This window comes from Deltaproteobacteria bacterium, from assembly GCA_016180855.1.
GTDB lineage: Bacteria > UBA10199 > UBA10199 > JACPAL01 > JACPAL01 > JACPAL01.
This window is the reverse complement of record JACPAL010000002.1, coordinates 37,135-54,113: the sequence shown is the minus strand read 5'-3', so window position 1 is coordinate 54,113 and position 16,979 is coordinate 37,135. Positions and strand designations below refer to the sequence as shown.

The following is a 16,979-nucleotide window of genomic DNA, read 5'->3' as shown; positions in this document are numbered from 1 at the left end:
TCCTCAGGTCTCCTTTTTCAGTGCAAATGTGGCGACCTCGCAGGAAACATCCAGAAGCTGACGGTTGGCGTACTTTGGCTTGATCTGGATCCGCCGAACCCGCATGAGACTTGACTCATCTTTCTCGATCTCCTGCAAAAAGTCGATCACCTGCTGAAGAGTTGCATTGGAAAACCGGACATCGACCGCCGTAATTGTGAGAAAATCAGTTTCCTGTGGTGGATTCTCCTTGAGCTGACTCACGGCAATCCCCAATTTTTTGGCGGCTCCCTCGACACGGCCGGTGACCGACCCCCCATGACCAAACTTTCTCTCCAAGGAGGCAATAGAGGCCTCGGATTCGCGATACTCACCGATCTTTTGTTGAACATCACGAAATCCTTTCTGGGCAATAATAATCTTGCGCTGAAGCGAGCTGATTTGACTGGAGACAAGAGAAAACGGCAAAAACAGGAGAAGCAAGAGCAAGACGCCAATGAAACAAAGGGCAATGATTTTTTGGCGTGGATCAAGTCCCAAAAACGAGTTGTACAGATTTTCAAGCGAGAAGTGCTGGAGAGGTGAATATTTTGTTTTAAGCGCCATCCTTCTCCTCCTCTCCAATCTTCAGCTCAAAAGAGAGATCGAATTTCACCTCATCGCCAACCCCCTTACGTACATTCTGGGTGGTCACATCCTGAAAGGCTGTTGATTGAGACAATGCCCCCTTGATCTGATCAACCGCCTCAAAAGAATCGGTCCGCCCGGTCAGCTTGATCCTCCCACTCGCAATCATGAGGTCGTCAATATCAACTTTGATCTTATCCTTGGCCGGAAGTTTCTCGGAAACCTCCTTCAGGGCATCCAGAATCGAAATCGCTGTCTCCTCATCCAGCTTTTGCTTTTTCTCACTCGCCTCGGTGATCCTGCCGGCCAAAACCGAAATAACATTTTTGGCGTTGGAAAGGCTCTTGGGAGGAAGATCCGGCAGCACCTCCCCTGCTATTTTAGCAATACGCGTCTCTTGCTCCTTGATCCTTCCACGCAGACTCAAATAACTGACAAGAAAGGTGACAAGAACAAAGGCGGTGATAATTCCAATTTGGATCGCTACCTCTTTGATGAGAGATGACAGATCCTTCATCTCACCCCGATAGGCAAACTCCCCTCGACGAAAATGAAGATCCTTGTTTCCCACCCCTAAAACCCCTCGGTAGGCAAGGGATAGAGAGGTCGCGGCGATTGGTCGGCACCAGCCAGTATCCGAAAGTCGATTCCCCGCAAAATCCATACAATCAAGGAAGCTGACATTCTTCCGTAAGGCTTGCGAAAAAAACTGATCAATTCCTCGGAGACGGGACGATCCTCCCGTCAAGAGGACGGCCTGGACCACCTCACCCCGTTCCTGCTGGAAAGCGAGCATCGTCTGCTTGATCTGGACGAGAAGATCATCAAGCGGCTTGCTCAGCGCTCCAGCAACCTGGCGAGTCATCGCATCCGCTGTCTCGGAGGCTGGACCGAGCTGCCCCATTTCAATCTTGATTTTTTCGGCATCCGGTTCCGACATCGTAAGGGTCGTTGCCACGGCATGGGTCAAGTCACGCCCCCCAATCATGATACTTCGTGTCAAATAAAGCGTCTTGCTGACAAAAAGGTAGAGATTCGTCTTCTGGTAACCGATATCAACAACAGCATAGCTTCCCTCCGGCACAACGACCCCCAGTTTTAAAAGGTTGCTGATCTCCACCGCCTCAGCACCCACAAAACGGGGATCGAGCTCTGCCGAGGCAAAATGATTCGTGAATTTGATGAGTTCCCCTTTCCGAGCATAGGCAGCCATAATCTTGGAGCTGTTTTTTTCCTGGATAACAAATTGATAATCAACCACCGTCTCTTCAAGCGGGAGCGGAAGATAATTTTCCATCTCAAACTCAATGGTGGTATCGACTTTTTTGAAATTGCTGAACGGAAGCTCGACCAACCGGAGGGCCGTCAGGTGGCCTGGCAGGGCCGTGTAGAGAAAATCAGTGGACAGATTATATTCTTCGAAGAGTCTTTGCAATGCGCCCGTCTCGCCACCTCCTGACTCCCCACGAAGAATCGGCTGTTCATAAAAACCGACCAGCTCAAAGGTGCGGAAAGATCTCTCGATCTCGGCCACCTTGATTGAATAGCCGCCGACATCTATTCCCAGAATTCTCTGCCGCATATTTTACCTTAAAACAATCCCCCGGTTCGAATATTATACTTATTCAACCCGAAAATAAAGTATTTTCCATAGGTTAGGGTTTGACGAATCGGTATCAATCACCGTATGGATTGTCACCTCGGCATCCCCGGCAACGCCAACCCCCTTCAACGTGTAGAAACGATTCTGGGTGCTGATGCGGGAGGACAACACCCGGCTGTCCCCCCCCGTATTGGCAGCAATCATCTGGGCCAGTTGATTCGGCTGAGGGTTCGGTTCGGCACACCCCTTGCGAACCGTTTCCAAAATCGCCTCGTTTTTCTTCTCGTCCTCCAGATTGAAACGGGGAGCGCCCGGCGTCATGCTCATAAAGAGCAGGAAGGTCAGGATCGTCTGATCATTTGCCTGACATATATTGATCTTGCCATCACCGTAGACGGTCAAACTCGATTCAATCTTCTGATAAATCTCATCTCCTAAACCAGGAATCAATAGAAGCTCGGCACGACTCGCAAACTTCCCATTCTTCGGCTTATAATTGACTTCCTTATATTCGGACTCTTCGTACCCTCCCTGAACTCCCTGCGCCTCGTTAATCCGATCATCGGCATCGACCCAATCGCCAATCCGGGTCACCAGTTTTTTTATCTCGTCCGTCTTTCCCTCAAAGAGGGGTTCAAGAGACTTCTGCGACAGGAGAGAGACCAATAGATTTTTTTGTTCCTCATAAAGGACCGCTGCAGAGACCATAGGGGACGGAGTTGCCGGATTCTTCGGGTTTTGTGGCCGCCGCCCCCCCGTCTCCTCTTCTTCTTCCCGTGGAGGTGTCTGTGCATTAGGAACCGCCGAGGAACGAAAGGCGTTCAGATTGATCCGACTCTCTTCAGTGTCGCAGGAACCTTCAAAATCGCCCCCGAGATCAAGGAGATCTTCGCTGGGTCTCTCTTCTGGCTCATCCGGTTTTCCCTTATCTTCCCCCTGGTTTTCTTCTCCCTCTTCCTTTTTCATCTCACCTTCGCCAGAGGCTCCGGAGAGCCCGATCCCCTCAATCATTCCACTCGCAAGCGGGAATGCCTTGCAAAAAGGTTCCTGCGTGAAACTCCCACCGGAGAGCTGTTGCAGGAGGCTGGAGAACCTCTGTTTGAATTTCCGTTCAGCCGCCAACTCCCAACGAACAAGATTGACCGCCGATTGTGCCAGATATTCTGCCTTGAGCCGATCTCTCTGAGTCGCCGCTACTTCGTAGGCAATATGAACATTGTAGGCAAACTCTACCGCAACGGTGGAGACGAGAAGAAGCGAAGAGAGAACTAGCATGAGGGCAACACCCGACTCATTCTTGAAAAGTTTGTTTATCATCTCTTTCTAAAAATCATTCGGGCCGGGGGCGAGCCCTAAAAAAGCCGTCGTCAAAAACCGGAGCCTCCCCTCCTCTTCCTCCTCAGCCTCCGGATCCTGAAGAACCATCAGGATTTCAACCGCCCTCGGGAGAATATTTCGCTGATCCAGACTGGTGGAATCCCAGCTGTCAAAGAACTGCGCCTGCTTTAGGTCATAGTAACGAAAGTTGAGTTCCCGAACGTTGCGAATGAGCGTATAGGTTCCCCCCCCCTCCTCGGGATTCGCGTCGGGGGGAGAAGAGACCCTCTTCTTTAACGAAAAGAGCTCGGGCGTCTCCTCATCCCTCTCCAAAAAATAGCTGATTTCGGCCTGATCCGATTCTTTGACATCCTTGAGGTACCGGACATGCGAAAAGGCAAAAAAGATAACCCGGTCCTGGTCCCCCTCATCCTTTCCGATAAAAACCGATTTCCACCGTTGTTCTCCCGATTCCGAGGCACCCAAAAAGTCAATCGCCGAAAAAATCGCTGCCGATTCGAGGTCACGCGTCATCTGTCCCAATGCCAGCGTCGCCGACTGAAACAGCTCATCCCTCTTCTCAAAACGTTCCTTGGACTGAATCGTTGCCCCGGACGCTTGCCAAACAAGTAACGAGATGATCGCGAGCAGAACAATCGCAACAAGGACCTCAATCAATGTAAAACCGTTTTTTTTCATACACCGAGAGGGTTGACGATATGTGTAACGAGTGTAATCCCCTCCTCTTCCTCCTCAAACTCCTTCCAGCCAACAATCAACCGGACTTCACGGGCCGACTTGGAGAGTTCCTCCGAAAGCATCTTCATGACCTGGCCCATGATCTCCGATTTTCCTTCGGCCCCCTCGGGTACCGGGAGCTCGACCGTCTTGATCACGAGCTTCCAGTAATAGTCCTGAAAATCCTCCTCCTCAAAAATTCCCTCCTCTTCCTTCTCATCAGGGAAATCCCCTTTGGGAATTCCTTTTTCAATCTCGAGAATGACGGAGGCCATTTTTTGGCGCGCCAGCAGCGTTGCGACAGAGATCCTCTGGGCCCTTGCGGAGGCCAGGATCGACCGACTCTGGAGATTCATGAGGGCCATCAGAGAGACCGAAAGGATCGCAACAGCGACCATCACTTCGATTAAGGTGAATCCCTTATTTCTTTTCCCATTCACGGTATTCCCCCTCCACCTCTACTTTTCCGGTTAAAGGAAAGACTTCCAGAGAGTAATGGGCATCATCATCCTCATTCTGGAGATGAATCATCGCCGGCGTGGCATAACCATCAGGGAAAAAATAGACGTAAACCTGCCCGTTCTCCGCTTTCATCGGGAGATAGGAGACCGAGACGTCCTTGAAGAGCACCCCGGAACCGAGTTTTTTTCTCTTCACAACGGTCTTGTCCGACTCCTGGAAACTGCCCTTCACCGACGCCTCATCCCCCGCCTCTTTCTCCTCCCCCTCAGCCGATAGGGCATCAGACGCCTTCTCCTTTTCACCCGCCTTTTTCACATCCGTTTGTTCCTCGTCGGAGGAAGCAATGACAAAACTCTCTTTGGTCTCTTCCACCCAATATTCATCCTTCTCCATATCAAGACAGAGACGCAGATATTTATGTTCCGTCACGGCCTGAATTCTTAAATAACGCATGAGGGAGGAGAGTCGACGGGAGGAGTTTTTGAGCTCAAGATCAAACGCCTGACGCAGCCCACTGGCGGACAAGGCAAAAATCGCCCCCACAATCGCCATCGCCACGAGAAGCTCAATCAGTGTGATCCCAGACTGACGATCGGACCTTTTTTTATTCACTCTTCTCTACGCCTATTTCCCAGGAGTTGATGTCGGCATCCGTATCCTCGCCCCCCTCCTGACAATCGGCCCCATAGGAGATTATCTCGACACGATTGCCATGGGAGCCAGGACTGGCGTAGAGGTAATCACAACTCCAGGGATCCTTCGGAACATTGTTCCCCTTGAGGTAGCCGTCCCGCGGATACGATTTTGGGATCCGTCCGACGGATGGTTTTTCAATGAGCGCCTTGAGCCCCTGTTCGGTCCCCGGATAGAAACCGTTGTCAGCCCGGAAGGCATCGAGCGCCTCTTCCAGCGTCTTGATCTGCGTCTGGGCTGCTGAAACCTTTGCCTGATCCAGTTTGCCCAAGACATTGACGGTCACGATCGTTGCGATGAGTCCCAGGATCGTCACCACGACCATGATTTCGATCAACGTCATACCGTTCTCACGTCCTAGTTTTTTGATCATAAACTCCCCCCTTTATTGTTACACACTCTTTTAAGATCCCAACTGGTTCAATTGCAAAATTGGCAACAAAATTGACATCACAATAAAAGAGACCAGCCCCCCCATCACCAGAATCATGACCGGTTCCAGCAATGTTGTCAGGGTCCCGACCAGATTGTCAATCTGTTGATCATAATTGTCGGCAATCCTCTCCATCATTGTTCCCAACTCCCCCGTCTTCTCCCCGATGGAGATCATATGGATGACGATCGGAGGAAACTGCTTGCTCCGCTTTAAGGGGCCTGCCAGCGGCTCCCCCTCGCGGACTCCGACCCTCGTCTCCTCGATCGCATTGACCAGCAGCGAATTTTGGACAATTTTCTTGACGATATCGAGTCCATTGAGCAGCGTCACGCCACTCCCCAGAAGCGTGGCAAGCGTCCGGACAAACCGGGAAATCTCAACCATCCGGAACAGTTTTCCAAAGATCGGCATTTTGAGCGTCAACCGGTCATACAATACCTTGCCTCGAGGCGTCTTCAAAAATTTTCGGAGTCCGAAAAAGAGACCGAGACCGAGCAGGATAAAAACATACCAGTAATTGGCCAAGGCATGTGAAATGGCGATCAGGATTCGTGTGGGAATCGGCAGGGTCGCCTTCACATCCTCAAAGATCTTCGTTACCTTCGGCACCACGTAAACCAACAGAAATCCCATCAGCCCAAGGCCGACAATCGCCATAATGAGGGGATACATGAGAGCCCCAAGGATCTTCGCCTTCAACTTGGCCTGGTTCTCCAGGAGATCGGCCAACCGTTTCATAACCGTGTCCATCGCACCGGACGCCTCTCCAGCCCCGATCATGTGGGTAAAGAGCCCGGAAAAAATCTTGGGATGGGCCGCCAACGCCTCGGAGAGACGACTCCCCTGAACGACCGATGTCTTGACCGATCCGATAATCCCTCGAAGTTTTGGATTCGCCGTCTGGTCGACAAGGGCGCCCAAGGCATCGACCATTGGGATATGCGCCGACAGTAGCGTAGAGAGCTGGCGGGTCATATCGGCCAGATCCTGGATCTTGATCCGCTGAAAGTACTTGCTGAAATTGACATCGCTCCCCAAGCTGATGCCACCGGAACGGCGACTCCCCTCGGGAGTCACATCGGTTGGAAACACGCCCAGCTTCCGGAGCTTGAGCCTCGCCGCCTTTTCCGACTCGGCCTCAATCACTCCGCTGGTATTCTTCCCCTGGGTATTAAGCCCCTTATAAGAGTAAGCTGGCATCGACTATTCAAACAGCTGCTTCTTCCCTCATCACATCTTCCTGTGTTGACAATAACACCTCTTCGAGAGTCGTCATCCCCTTAAGCGCCTTCTGTAATGCATCCTCCCGCAGCGTTGCCATCCCCTTGCTCATCGCCTTCCTCTTGAGCACAGTCGCATCCGGATTTTTGACAACAAGCCCCCTCATCTCTTCATCCATGATCAGCAGCTCATGAATGCCAACACGACCGGCGTAGCCGGTATTCATACAATTGGGACAGCCGACCGCCCGGTAAAGCTGACGCCCCTTGAGATCCTCCGGCTTGATACCGACCCTCACCAGTTCTTCCGGGGTTGGGACATATTTTTTGCCGCAATCGAGGCAGACACGACGGATGAGTCGTTGAGCCAGGATCGCCAGAACGGAAGAGGAGATCAAAAACGGTTCAACCCCCATATCGATCATGCGGGTCACAGACGAGGCGGAATCATTGGTATGAAGCGTCGAAAAGACGAGATGCCCCGTCAGCGCGGCCTGAACCGCAATCTCTGCCGTCTCCTTGTCACGGATCTCGCCGACCATGACGATATCCGGATCTTGGCGGAGGATCGACCGAAGCCCCGCAGCAAAGGTCAGGTTGATTTTCGCATTCACAGGGATCTGGTTGATCCCCTGCAACTGATACTCGACTGGATCTTCCGTCGTAATAATCTTGACGTCTGGCGTGTTGAGTTTCGAAAGCGCGGCATAGAGCGTCGTCGTCTTTCCGCTTCCTGTGGGACCGGTCACAAGGATGATCCCATGCGTCCTATCGAGCACCTCGTTAAATTTTTTCAGAAGAAGAGGCGCCATCCCAAGTCTGTCGAGATCGACCATGACACTGCTCCGGTCCAGGAGACGGAGGACAATCGATTCTCCCTGGGCGGTTGGAACCGTCGAGACACGAACATCGATATCCTTGCCGGCAATCTTGAGACGGATCCGACCATCCTGCGGGAGCCGTTTTTCAGCGATATCGAGACTTGCCATGACCTTGAGACGTGACGTCACCGCTGCCTGAACCCTCTTGGGTGGACGCATGATGTCATAAAGCGTTCCATCGACACGGAAACGAACAATAAGCTCCTTTTCAAAAGGCTCAAAGTGGATATCCGACGCCTTCTGTTTGACCGCCCTGAAGATGAGCGAGTTCACGAGCCGGATGATCGGGGCCTCGTCCGCAGAATCAAGGAGGTCCTGTACCTCCTCCAATTCCTGCCCCAGGGTATCGAGGTTTTCTCCCTCCAGCTCTTCGGCCGCATGGTCACCCACATCGCTCATCCGGTTGAAGACCGAGTTGATCGCTCCCATGATCTCCAGAGAGCTCGCAATGACAGGACGGACGGCCGATCCATATAACACCCTTAAGTCATCCACGACGTAATGGTTGAGCGGATCCGACATCGCCACGACAATCGCATGATCCTCACGACGGATCGGCATCACTTCGTTCTTTTTGGCGTAGTTCAGAGAGACGGTCGAGGCGAGATCGGTCGCTATTGAATCGGGTTCTAATTTCACCTCGTAAGGAATGCCGAGCTGGATCGAAAGCGCCTTGAGGATATCTTCATTTCTTAAAAACTTGAGCTGGACGAGCGCCTCGCCCAGTTTGATCCCCTTGTCTCGCTGCAGGGTGAGCGCCTCATCGAGCTGTTGTTGGGTCAGCGAGGTATTTTCCAGGAGAATCGCCCCCAAACTCCGATCCTCGATCATGGAGGGCACCGTATCACATCTAAAGTGCCAAGTCGACGTCTTCCTCTGCTGGTGGGTTAGACTTCTTGGCAGGGGGGGATGTCTTGGGCGATTCCTGTTTTATCGGCTCTTCATGGCGGGGCTTCTCTTGGTAAGAGGTTGCTTCTTCACTCTCCTCTATGAATTCCGCCAAATGGCTCGCGTGAACCTCCAGACTCTTCTTGATCTGTCGCCGCTGGGACTTGCTGAAATTTTCATCAATAAAGGCGTTATTCTCAGTCACCTTTCGCTGCAGGATCGACAGAAAATCACGCGGCTCCCGAATAATGTTGGGAGTTAAGAAAACAACGAGGTTAACCTTTTGTTTTGTTTTTCTGCGCGTCTTGAAGAGCCACCCCAGGAGGGGGATATCCCCCAATACCGGAACCTTGTTGACGATCGTCTCATGCTTGTCCTTGATGAGCCCTCCTAAGACAATCGTCTGGCCGTTGTTCGCAACAATCGTCGTCTTGATCTTCCTCTCCGTTGTTGATGGACCAGATTGGGCTGCCGAGGCAGGCTGGTTTGAAAGAACCTCATGATCCTCCTGGGCAACCTCAAGCCGGATCGTGTCACTCTCCGAGATTTGAGGTTTGATCTTTAATTTCAGTGCCACGTCTTCACGCGTAAATGAAGTCTGTAGACTGCCTCCAATTGTTGTTGCCTGAGCCGAGGGGAACGGAACCTTCTGACCGACCGTGATCTCCGCCTCCTGGTTATCCAGCGTGAGAATATTCGGGGTGGAGAGGATATTGACGTCGGTATTCCCCTGCGCCAGTTGGAGCGCGGTCAGGAAGGCTGGCACGGGCAATGTCGTCGTTGCGGTCGAGCCTGGTGCCCCCGGCGTGTTAATCGTAACGGTGTTGGTTGTATTAACCCCTCCTACCGTACCACTCAAAACCCTGCTCGGATCAGTTAAAAAGTTAGGACCCAAAAAGCCGAGCGTACTTCCAAAGGTGGCGATACTGTTTCCACCCACGTTAAACAGTTTTCCACCCAGCACACCAAACCCAACCTGCTGATCCTGAGCAACTGAAAGCTCAACGATGATCGCCTCGACATAGACCTGCTTGCGTGGGATATCCAATTTTGAAATGACTCGATCGACAAGGATCTGGTAGTCCTTGGCACTTGCCGTGATGACAAGGGAGTTTGTCGATTCATCAGAGGTAACGGAAAACTTGCCAAGGATATCGAGCCCCTCCAGCGAAGAGATCCCTCCCGCCCCGGTTGCCGGCGGTGCAATTCCTTTGGCCCCTTTATCCTTTTGAACCTGACCGGAGATCGAGGATAAGACGGATGCCATATCCTTTGCAGCAGCATGCTTTAAGTAATGGACATGAATCTCACCCGCCTCACCGGCCATCGGCCGATCCAGTTTTTTTATAAGATCCCGTATGTCCTGTATCGCCCTCTTGGAGGCAAGCAGGATAATTGAATTGGTCCGATCATCCGGAAGCACCTTCCGGATCTGTGGAATATCCTCTCCTCCCTCGTCCTTTCCGCCTCTTTTTCTTCCGCCCCCCTTGTCTCCTTTGGTCTCCTCTTCAAAGATCTGGGTAATCTTGTTCGCAATATCCTTCGCCTCAGCAAAAACAATCGGTATGATCTCCATGATCTCCTGAGGGCCCTCTGTATCAAGCTCCTTGATCAAACGAACAAGGCGGTCGATGTTCGTTCCAGTATCAGTCAGAATTAACGTATTGGTCACGGGGTAGGCAAAAAGGTTCCCTTCTTTCGAAACAAGTCCCTTGATCACGTTGGCCATATCCGCCGCGCTGATATTTTTGAGCGTGATGAGACGCGTGATGAATCGGTCACTCACCGGGCTGTCGTCTTTGTAAAACTCAATCGGATAACTCAACGCCTCGCGGCGTGGAATCAATCGGTAGAGTCCGGCGGGCCCTTTGACAACCGTGCACTGGTTGGCATCGAGCGCAGAAAGAAAAACCTCCCAAACCTCCTCCTTGGTCAATTTTCTTTCGCTGATAATGGTAATCTTTCCCTTGCAGGATTTTTCATCGAGGAGAAAGTCCTTCCCCAGGGCGCGGCTGATCTGTTTGATAACCTCCTTCAGGTCCTCGTCAGCCACATTGAAATACATCCCCTGTTCCTCAATAAGCTCCTCGGTTTTTGTCTCCGGAGCTGGTCCAAGCGTCTGGGAAACAGACGGTACACCTGTTTGGGTAACTTCCGGGGTCTCTGTTGGGGCCGGTGCCGTCCCTACGGGGGCCCCAACTGAAGGAGCAACGGCTGCCTGTTCAGAGGAGGGGGCGGCGGGAGTTGTCACTCCTCCCGTCGGTGCCGAGGGGACCGAAGGAGAAGTTGTTGGGGCCGTCGTAACAGGCGTCTGTGGCTGCAGCGCCGGTTGATCCAGCTTGATCGCGGGAGGAAGTTCCACATCGGCGGAAGGGGCTTTGAGTGGAGGAGCTGCTGGACTGGGATTTGCCGGGGAGTCGATGACAACGGGCGGAAGCGGTGTCACATCCGCTGCAAAAACTTGGCCCGATAATAAAATGGTAGTTAAAAAAGTTACAAGCGCGATCCAGAAATTCCCTCGAGGCAAGGAGATGTGAGGAGAGCACCGGAGACGTACTTGGGTGGTACGCTGAGGATGCTCGACGAACAACGACGCCGCATCAAGAAATTTATGGATCGCGGCCTCAACGAATCTCATATTCCAATGTTTTATTTTGCCCCCCCCTCTTAAGATCAATACTAAAATTTTTCTGATCCTTCAGCTCCGCAAACAACGCCATACCCCTTTTGACGTCGAGCTCCTGTCCGTTAATCTTCTCCAAAATGTCCCCTCTCTGCAAGCCCAGTTTACTAACCAGACTCCCTGGCTTGACCGAAAGGACCTTCATCCCGGAGACCTTTCCTTGATCAAAGTGGGGGACAATGCGAATCTCTGTATAAAAGCGATCCAGATTCGTGAGGGCGTCATCAATAGCGCTCTGGTCAATAAAGATTTTATCCCCCTGTGCAACAATAGCCCCTCCCTCATCGGAAACTGACGCCCCACCCTTGGACGACCCGGACGATTTTCCGTCACCGTGAACCGCCTCCGCCTTATCAAAGATCGATTTTCCCTGGGCAAAATCTTCCAGTTCCGCATACTCCAATCGTGATCCGTTGACAAACTCAATTCGATCTTTCATCACTTTTGTAAGACGAACGTTCTCTCCAAATGACTTCTCATCCCCCACATAATAAACATCAATCTCCTTCTTTCCCCCTCCCTTAACGGTCGCCGAAGAGCGCCGATCGGCTCCTCCATCCACAACGAGCGTCCCCAACAATTTTACACTGAGACCCGTTTTAACCGCCGGCCCCAGCTCTCCGAGCATCGTGGGATCTTCCACAATCGGGTTCTCCTCGGCAATGCCCGTTGCAGCCGAGTTAAAAATATTTCTCTCGGCAATAACCTTGTACGCATCCTCCTCAATCCCGGCATCGACCGCCGTCTCCTCTTCCGGAGCCAATTCCTGCTTTGGCGCCTCTGCTTCCGGTTTGCTGAGAGTCATCGATTCTAGTTTGGAGGCGATGTAGGTTGAGAACGCCTGGGCAACGAGATAGCTCGCCAACGCAATCGTCAGAAAATGCAGAGTCCAGCTGTAACGTTTGACGACAACAATCATACTCCCCCCAAGCGGCCGCTACCCTTGGGTTGAGGGTATCAAAATTCTGCCCTATTGCCAAGGAATTTCAAGGGGTTCTGTCAGGGAGCGAAACCGTGAAGATCGAGCCTTTTCCCTCTTCACTTGAAACACGAATAGTTCCGCCATGGAGCTCCGCAAATTGGCGTGCCAATGCCAGCCCAAGCCCGGTTCCCCTCTCCTTCTGAACCTTCGGCTCCTTAACCTGGTGGAAGAAGTCAAAAACCTTCTCCAAATCTTTATGGGGAATCCCGATCCCGTTGTCTGAAATCGAAACCTGATAGGAGTCCTCCCATTTTTTGAGATCAACAACAATTCGTCCCTTTTCCGGAGTAAACTTGATCGCGTTGGAAAGGAGGTTCAGTAGAATCTGTTGAAGCTTCGCCTCGTCCGCGTACAGGATCGATGAGGGTTGAAGTAAATGCACCTCGAGATTCTGTCCTTTTTTCTGTACAAGTGAACGAATCATCCCCTGAATCCGCGTTACAAGGTCATTCAGGCTGACCGGACCAAGGTAGAGCTCCATCTTTCCCGCCTCAATCTTGGCAAGATCGAGGAGGTCGTTGATGAGCCGAAGAAGATTGTTCGCGTTTTCCCGGATCTTGTGCAGACCTTCCTGTTGCAAGGAAGTCAGCGTCCCCATCTCTCCTTCATCGAGTAGATCGGAAAAGCCGAGGATCGCATTGAGAGGGGTACGAAGTTCATGGCTCATCGCCGCCAGAAAATCCGACTTGGCGCGATTTGCCCGCTCCAGTTCAACGTTCTTCTTTTTTAGCTCTTCAATCAATCGCTGGTTTTCGATAACGAGCGCCGCCTGATCGGCAAAGCCTTCAAAGGTCCGAATCACCTCCTCCTCAACCCAGTCCTTTTGTGAGATCCCAACCAGGGCCCCCACCGGCTTCTGCTCAACCACGAGGGGCGCCACAATAAATTTCCCGAAACCAAGATTCTTCTGAATGGCAGAGGCAGCATCGCGGGAGATCGCAGGAACCATCCCGGCAGAAAGCGACGAAAGTTCGTACCGAATAACAACCTTTTTGTTTTGGATCGACTGGATGATCGGGCTCTCGCTGTTCTCGGAAGAGATCTTGATCTTTTGCAGATCAAACCCCAACGCCTCCTTGATCTCTAAAAGGTTCAGATCCTCCTCAACCTGGATATGATAGGATTTTCCGTCTTCGTCTCCAAGGACCAGGAGAACGGCCTCGAACAGGAGTCCCTCCCGGCAGGCCTTGAGGATCCGAAGCAGAATCTGTTCCAGAGACAACGTCCCTTTGGCGAGCGAGGCAACCTGATTTCTGGCGGTCAGTTCCAGATTTTTTGCCTCAAGCGCGTTCTCTCTTAATCGACTGAAATGACTGGCCAAGCGAACCCCGTAAATGGCAACGGCCAGCGACAAAAAGAGAAGTGTCACATTTCTGACAGTTTCATCGTGGCTTAGAAGTGCAATTTCAGGCAGTGGCAAGATGGGAAAAGGGGTGATCCATCCCCCCTCAAGTGTTAAATAGAGCCCTCCGTAAAAAAAGAGAGAGACAATACCGGAAAGAAGCGATACCTTCCAACCATAGAAAAGCCCACCCGCCAAGGTGTAGAGGACATAGACGAGCCAGAAGTATCCCTTAGGTCCTCCTGTCAGATAAACCAGCAGGGTCACACCGGCAACGTCCGCCAAAAGCTCGATAATGAAAAATAAGGAGGCGGCTATTCTTCGGAAGATGAACAGGTAACTGATCGTGGTTAGAACGAAAAGAAGACTGTAAAGAAGCATCGGTGAGGGATGAATCGCCAAGAGAGGCGGGGCATAGAAAATCGCAAAGACCCAAAGTCCGAGCAGGATCACCATCCGGAGCTTTCCTGCGAATACGTGTCTTTCAAGAAAATCGGGGAATCGGATATCAAGCCTGGATTGATAAAAGCCGGCGCTCACTGGTCTCGGATTACCATGCGATAAAAAGGGGTGTCAATTTGGCTTTCGTGACGAGAGGCGTCAATTTGGCCGCTTGTTTCTGCCAGAGCTCGATTGGCCTTGACTTGGGTGCCTGTTCACCTTTAAAAGGCTGCGATCTATGGCACGAGTCACCGTTGAAGATTGCCTGACAAAGGTTGAAAATCGGTTTGCCTTAGTTCACGTTGCCGCCAAAAGGGCTCGGGAACTGTACAAGGGTGTTGATCCGCTCGTCCGTTGCAAGAACAAAGAGGTCGTAACGGCACTGCGCGAGATCGCCGCCGACAAGGTTATGTTTGTTGGAGACTCAAGCTCGAACGGAAAATCGGCGAAGCATTAAGGCAGAGCCCTGGCTCCTCGAATCATCAAAACAACCGACAAAATCATCAGCGACGTCTGCAAGAGGAGCTGACCTTTCCGAACCTGATCAGACTCCCCTGAGGGCTGACGTGATGAGCGATAAAAGGCATACAGATTCATCCCTGTTCCCAAAAATCCGGTCAGAAAGGCCATTGGGTTAAATGAGCCAAGGGTGCAGGCAGTTGACATAACACCAAAACCAGCACCAAAAAAAAGCAGGGAATCGGCCATTGGATCGTTACTTTTTTCCCACTTGTGTGACGGAGAGAGGCGATCAAAGGCCCGGATCCCATTCCAACCAAGTGTCCCGATGATACTTAAGGCAAAAAATCTCCAGCCAGGAACCGGACCTTTAAACGTGAAGGGAAAACTCTTGTGTCGCCTCTCATAAAAAGAGGCGATTCCCCACGAAACAACCCCTCCCGTCAGGGCCGCGAAACCGACCCGTGTCATCCACCGATCGTACTGTCGGATTTCCTCAAGGGAGATTGGTCTGAAGGTCGATTGTGCCATGCCCCGTTATCTTCGCTATTCCTAAGCAAATGTTGTTTATTTGTTGAGGTGTTCCAACACTTTTGTTAATCAACGTTTGTTTCACCGCCACGGTAGCTCAGTGGTAGAGCAACGGTTTCGTAAACCGTAGGTCGGGGGTTCAATCCCCCCCCGTGGCTATTGTCACGCTTCATAAATATTAAGATAAGGGCACTTCGAAAAACGGCCCAGATGCTATGATATTGTATCCCGCCATCGATATATACCAAGGCCAATGTGTCCGTCTCACCCAGGGGGATTTTAAAAGGTCGAAGGTCTATTTCAAAAATCCGGTCGACGCGGCCAAACAATGGGCCGATGAAGGGGCCGAATGGCTGCATCTGGTTGATCTGGACGGGGCCCTCCATGGACAGCCAAAAAACCAAAAGGTTATTGAACAGATCCGAAATACCGTCTCCATTGCACTGCAGGCAGGAGGGGGGATTCGTACCGAGGAAACCGTTCTCTCTTTTCTGAAAATGGGGCTGGAAAGGGTTGTTTTAGGAAGCGCCGTCATTGAAGACTTTCCATCTTGTGAGATGCTTGCCAAAAAATACCGGTCCCAAATCGTTTTCGGTCTTGATGCGAGAGAAGGGAAGGTCACCATTCGGGGCTGGAAAGAGGAGACGGCGTTTCCAGTGCTGACAATCGTCAGAAAGCTCGAAAATCTTCAGCCCGCCTGCTTTATCTGCACGGATGTGAAGTGCGACGGAATGATGGGCGGCCCCAATATCGAGTCGCTGTCACAGCTAGTTCAGCTAACGAAAATTCCGATTGTCGCCTCCGGCGGTATCTCTTCGCTTGACGACCTAAAAAAATTAAAGGAGATCGGTTGTGACGGCGCAATTTTGGGACGATCAATTTACGAAGGGAAGGTCTACCTGAAGGAGGCTCTAAAATTGTGTTAGCAAAGCGTATTATACCCTGCTTAGATGTCCAGGACGGCCGGATTGTCAAGGGAACCAGGTTTGTGAACCTCCGCGATGCCGGCGACCCTGCGCTCGTCGCGGCCCAGTATGATCAAGAAGGGGCCGATGAGCTCGTTTTTCTGGATATCACCGCCTCATCAGACAACAGAAATATTCTTCTGGAAACTGTCAGAAGAACCGCCGAGGCAATTTTCATGCCCCTGACGGTCGGGGGCGGCATCAGAAATTTAAAAGACATTCAGGAACTCCTTCTGGCCGGTGCCGACAAGATTTCTCTGAACACGGCGGCGGTCCAGAACCAATCACTGATTTCAAAGGCAGCAGAGAAATTCGGGAGCCAGTGTATCGTTGTCGCCATTGATGCAAAAAGGGTGAAACCAAGTCTGAAAAAATGGCATGTTTATACCCATGGGGGGCGGGAAAAGACCGGTCTTGATGCTGTCCGGTGGGCCAAAAAGGCCCAAAAACTGGGTGCCGGAGAGATTCTTTTGACAAGCATGGATCGCGACGGCACCAAGGATGGTTATGATCTGGATCTGCTGCGTGCGGTTTCAAAAGCCGTCAGCATTCCCGTGATCGCCTCGGGAGGAGCGGGACATCCGCAACACCTCCTGGAAGCGCTGACAAAAGGCTCGGCAGACGCTGTACTCGCCGCCTCCATCTTTCATTTCCGTGAATATCGGATTGAGGAAGTTAAGGAGTATCTCTGGCAACATGATGTTCCGATCAGATTATAATTCTGTGGGTGAG

16 protein-coding genes and 1 tRNA gene are annotated in these 16,979 nt (G+C 51.7%); 4 read left to right on the top strand and 13 right to left on the bottom strand.

Features of this window, described 5'->3' with window-relative positions:
* Nucleotides 1-3 precede the first annotated feature (3 nt).
* The 12 genes from HYT77_00315 to HYT77_00260 form a co-directional block, all read right to left on the bottom strand.
* Nucleotides 4-585 carry a hypothetical protein gene (locus tag HYT77_00315; protein ID MBI2066442.1) on the bottom strand — a complete coding sequence of 194 codons (582 nt, stop codon included), beginning with the start codon at nucleotides 583-585 and terminating at the stop codon, nucleotides 4-6.
* Nucleotides 575-2,188 carry a pilus assembly protein PilM gene (gene pilM / locus HYT77_00310; protein ID MBI2066441.1) on the bottom strand — a complete coding sequence of 538 codons (1,614 nt, stop codon included), beginning with the start codon at nucleotides 2,186-2,188 and terminating at the stop codon, nucleotides 575-577. Before pilM ends, HYT77_00315 begins: the two co-directional genes overlap by 11 nt.
* Before the next feature lie 39 nt (nucleotides 2,189-2,227).
* Nucleotides 2,228-3,526 (bottom strand): general secretion pathway protein GspK, encoded by a 1,299-nt coding sequence (locus HYT77_00305; protein ID MBI2066440.1) that lies wholly within the window; start codon nucleotides 3,524-3,526, stop codon nucleotides 2,228-2,230.
* 6 nt (nucleotides 3,527-3,532) lie between these two features.
* The gene (locus tag HYT77_00300; GenBank protein MBI2066439.1) at nucleotides 3,533-4,225 is read right to left on the bottom strand and encodes a prepilin-type N-terminal cleavage/methylation domain-containing protein; all 693 of its coding nucleotides are present in this window, start codon (nucleotides 4,223-4,225) and stop codon (nucleotides 3,533-3,535) included.
* Nucleotides 4,222-4,704, bottom strand: a complete 483-nt coding sequence (locus HYT77_00295; GenBank protein ID MBI2066438.1) for a type II secretion system protein — start codon at nucleotides 4,702-4,704, stop codon at nucleotides 4,222-4,224. Before HYT77_00295 ends, HYT77_00300 begins: the two co-directional genes overlap by 4 nt.
* Nucleotides 4,685-5,338, bottom strand: a complete 654-nt coding sequence (locus HYT77_00290) for a type II secretion system protein (protein MBI2066437.1) — start codon at nucleotides 5,336-5,338, stop codon at nucleotides 4,685-4,687. The genes HYT77_00295 and HYT77_00290 overlap by 20 nt, the downstream gene beginning before the upstream one ends.
* Nucleotides 5,331-5,792 carry a type II secretion system major pseudopilin GspG gene (gene gspG / locus HYT77_00285; GenBank protein MBI2066436.1) on the bottom strand — a complete coding sequence of 154 codons (462 nt, stop codon included), beginning with the start codon at nucleotides 5,790-5,792 and terminating at the stop codon, nucleotides 5,331-5,333. The genes HYT77_00290 and gspG overlap by 8 nt, the downstream gene beginning before the upstream one ends.
* Before the next feature lie 30 nt (nucleotides 5,793-5,822).
* Nucleotides 5,823-7,055 (bottom strand): type II secretion system inner membrane protein GspF, encoded by a 1,233-nt coding sequence (gene gspF, locus HYT77_00280; protein ID MBI2066435.1) that lies wholly within the window; start codon nucleotides 7,053-7,055, stop codon nucleotides 5,823-5,825.
* Between the two features lie 7 nt (nucleotides 7,056-7,062).
* Nucleotides 7,063-8,787, bottom strand: coding sequence for a type II secretion system ATPase GspE (gspE, locus tag HYT77_00275; protein ID MBI2066434.1), 1,725 nt, complete (start codon nucleotides 8,785-8,787; stop codon nucleotides 7,063-7,065).
* 19 nt (nucleotides 8,788-8,806) lie between these two features.
* Nucleotides 8,807-11,482 carry a type II secretion system secretin GspD gene (gspD, locus tag HYT77_00270; GenBank protein ID MBI2066433.1) on the bottom strand — a complete coding sequence of 892 codons (2,676 nt, stop codon included), beginning with the start codon at nucleotides 11,480-11,482 and terminating at the stop codon, nucleotides 8,807-8,809.
* Nucleotides 11,469-12,446 carry a hypothetical protein gene (locus tag HYT77_00265; protein MBI2066432.1) on the bottom strand — a complete coding sequence of 326 codons (978 nt, stop codon included), beginning with the start codon at nucleotides 12,444-12,446 and terminating at the stop codon, nucleotides 11,469-11,471. Before HYT77_00265 ends, gspD begins: the two co-directional genes overlap by 14 nt.
* Before the next feature lie 67 nt (nucleotides 12,447-12,513).
* Nucleotides 12,514-14,391, bottom strand: coding sequence for a GAF domain-containing protein (locus HYT77_00260; GenBank protein MBI2066431.1), 1,878 nt, complete (start codon nucleotides 14,389-14,391; stop codon nucleotides 12,514-12,516).
* 139 nt (nucleotides 14,392-14,530) lie between these two features.
* Here HYT77_00260 and HYT77_00255 point away from each other — a divergent pair, with 139 nt between their 5' ends.
* Entirely contained in the window at nucleotides 14,531-14,749 is a 219-nt protein-coding gene (locus tag HYT77_00255) for a DNA-directed RNA polymerase subunit omega (GenBank protein ID MBI2066430.1), read from the top strand.
* Here HYT77_00255 and HYT77_00250 read toward each other — a convergent pair.
* Nucleotides 14,746-15,282, bottom strand: coding sequence for a hypothetical protein (locus HYT77_00250; protein ID MBI2066429.1), 537 nt, complete (start codon nucleotides 15,280-15,282; stop codon nucleotides 14,746-14,748). The genes HYT77_00255 and HYT77_00250 overlap by 4 nt on opposite strands.
* A gap of 86 nt (nucleotides 15,283-15,368) precedes the next feature.
* Between HYT77_00250 and HYT77_00245 the strand changes: the two genes are divergently transcribed.
* The 3 genes from HYT77_00245 (at nucleotide 15,369) to hisF (ending at nucleotide 16,966) form a co-directional block, all read left to right on the top strand.
* Nucleotides 15,369-15,440 (top strand) — tRNA-Thr (locus HYT77_00245).
* Between the two features lie 57 nt (nucleotides 15,441-15,497).
* Complete coding sequence (hisA, locus tag HYT77_00240; protein MBI2066428.1) at nucleotides 15,498-16,208, top strand: 1-(5-phosphoribosyl)-5-[(5-phosphoribosylamino)methylideneamino]imidazole-4-carboxamide isomerase; 711 nt, start codon at nucleotides 15,498-15,500, stop codon at nucleotides 16,206-16,208.
* On the top strand, nucleotides 16,202-16,966 hold the full coding sequence (hisF, locus tag HYT77_00235) for an imidazole glycerol phosphate synthase subunit HisF (GenBank protein ID MBI2066427.1): 765 nt from the start codon (nucleotides 16,202-16,204) through the stop codon (nucleotides 16,964-16,966). The genes hisA and hisF overlap by 7 nt, the downstream gene beginning before the upstream one ends.
* Nucleotides 16,967-16,979: the final 13 nt, after the last annotated feature.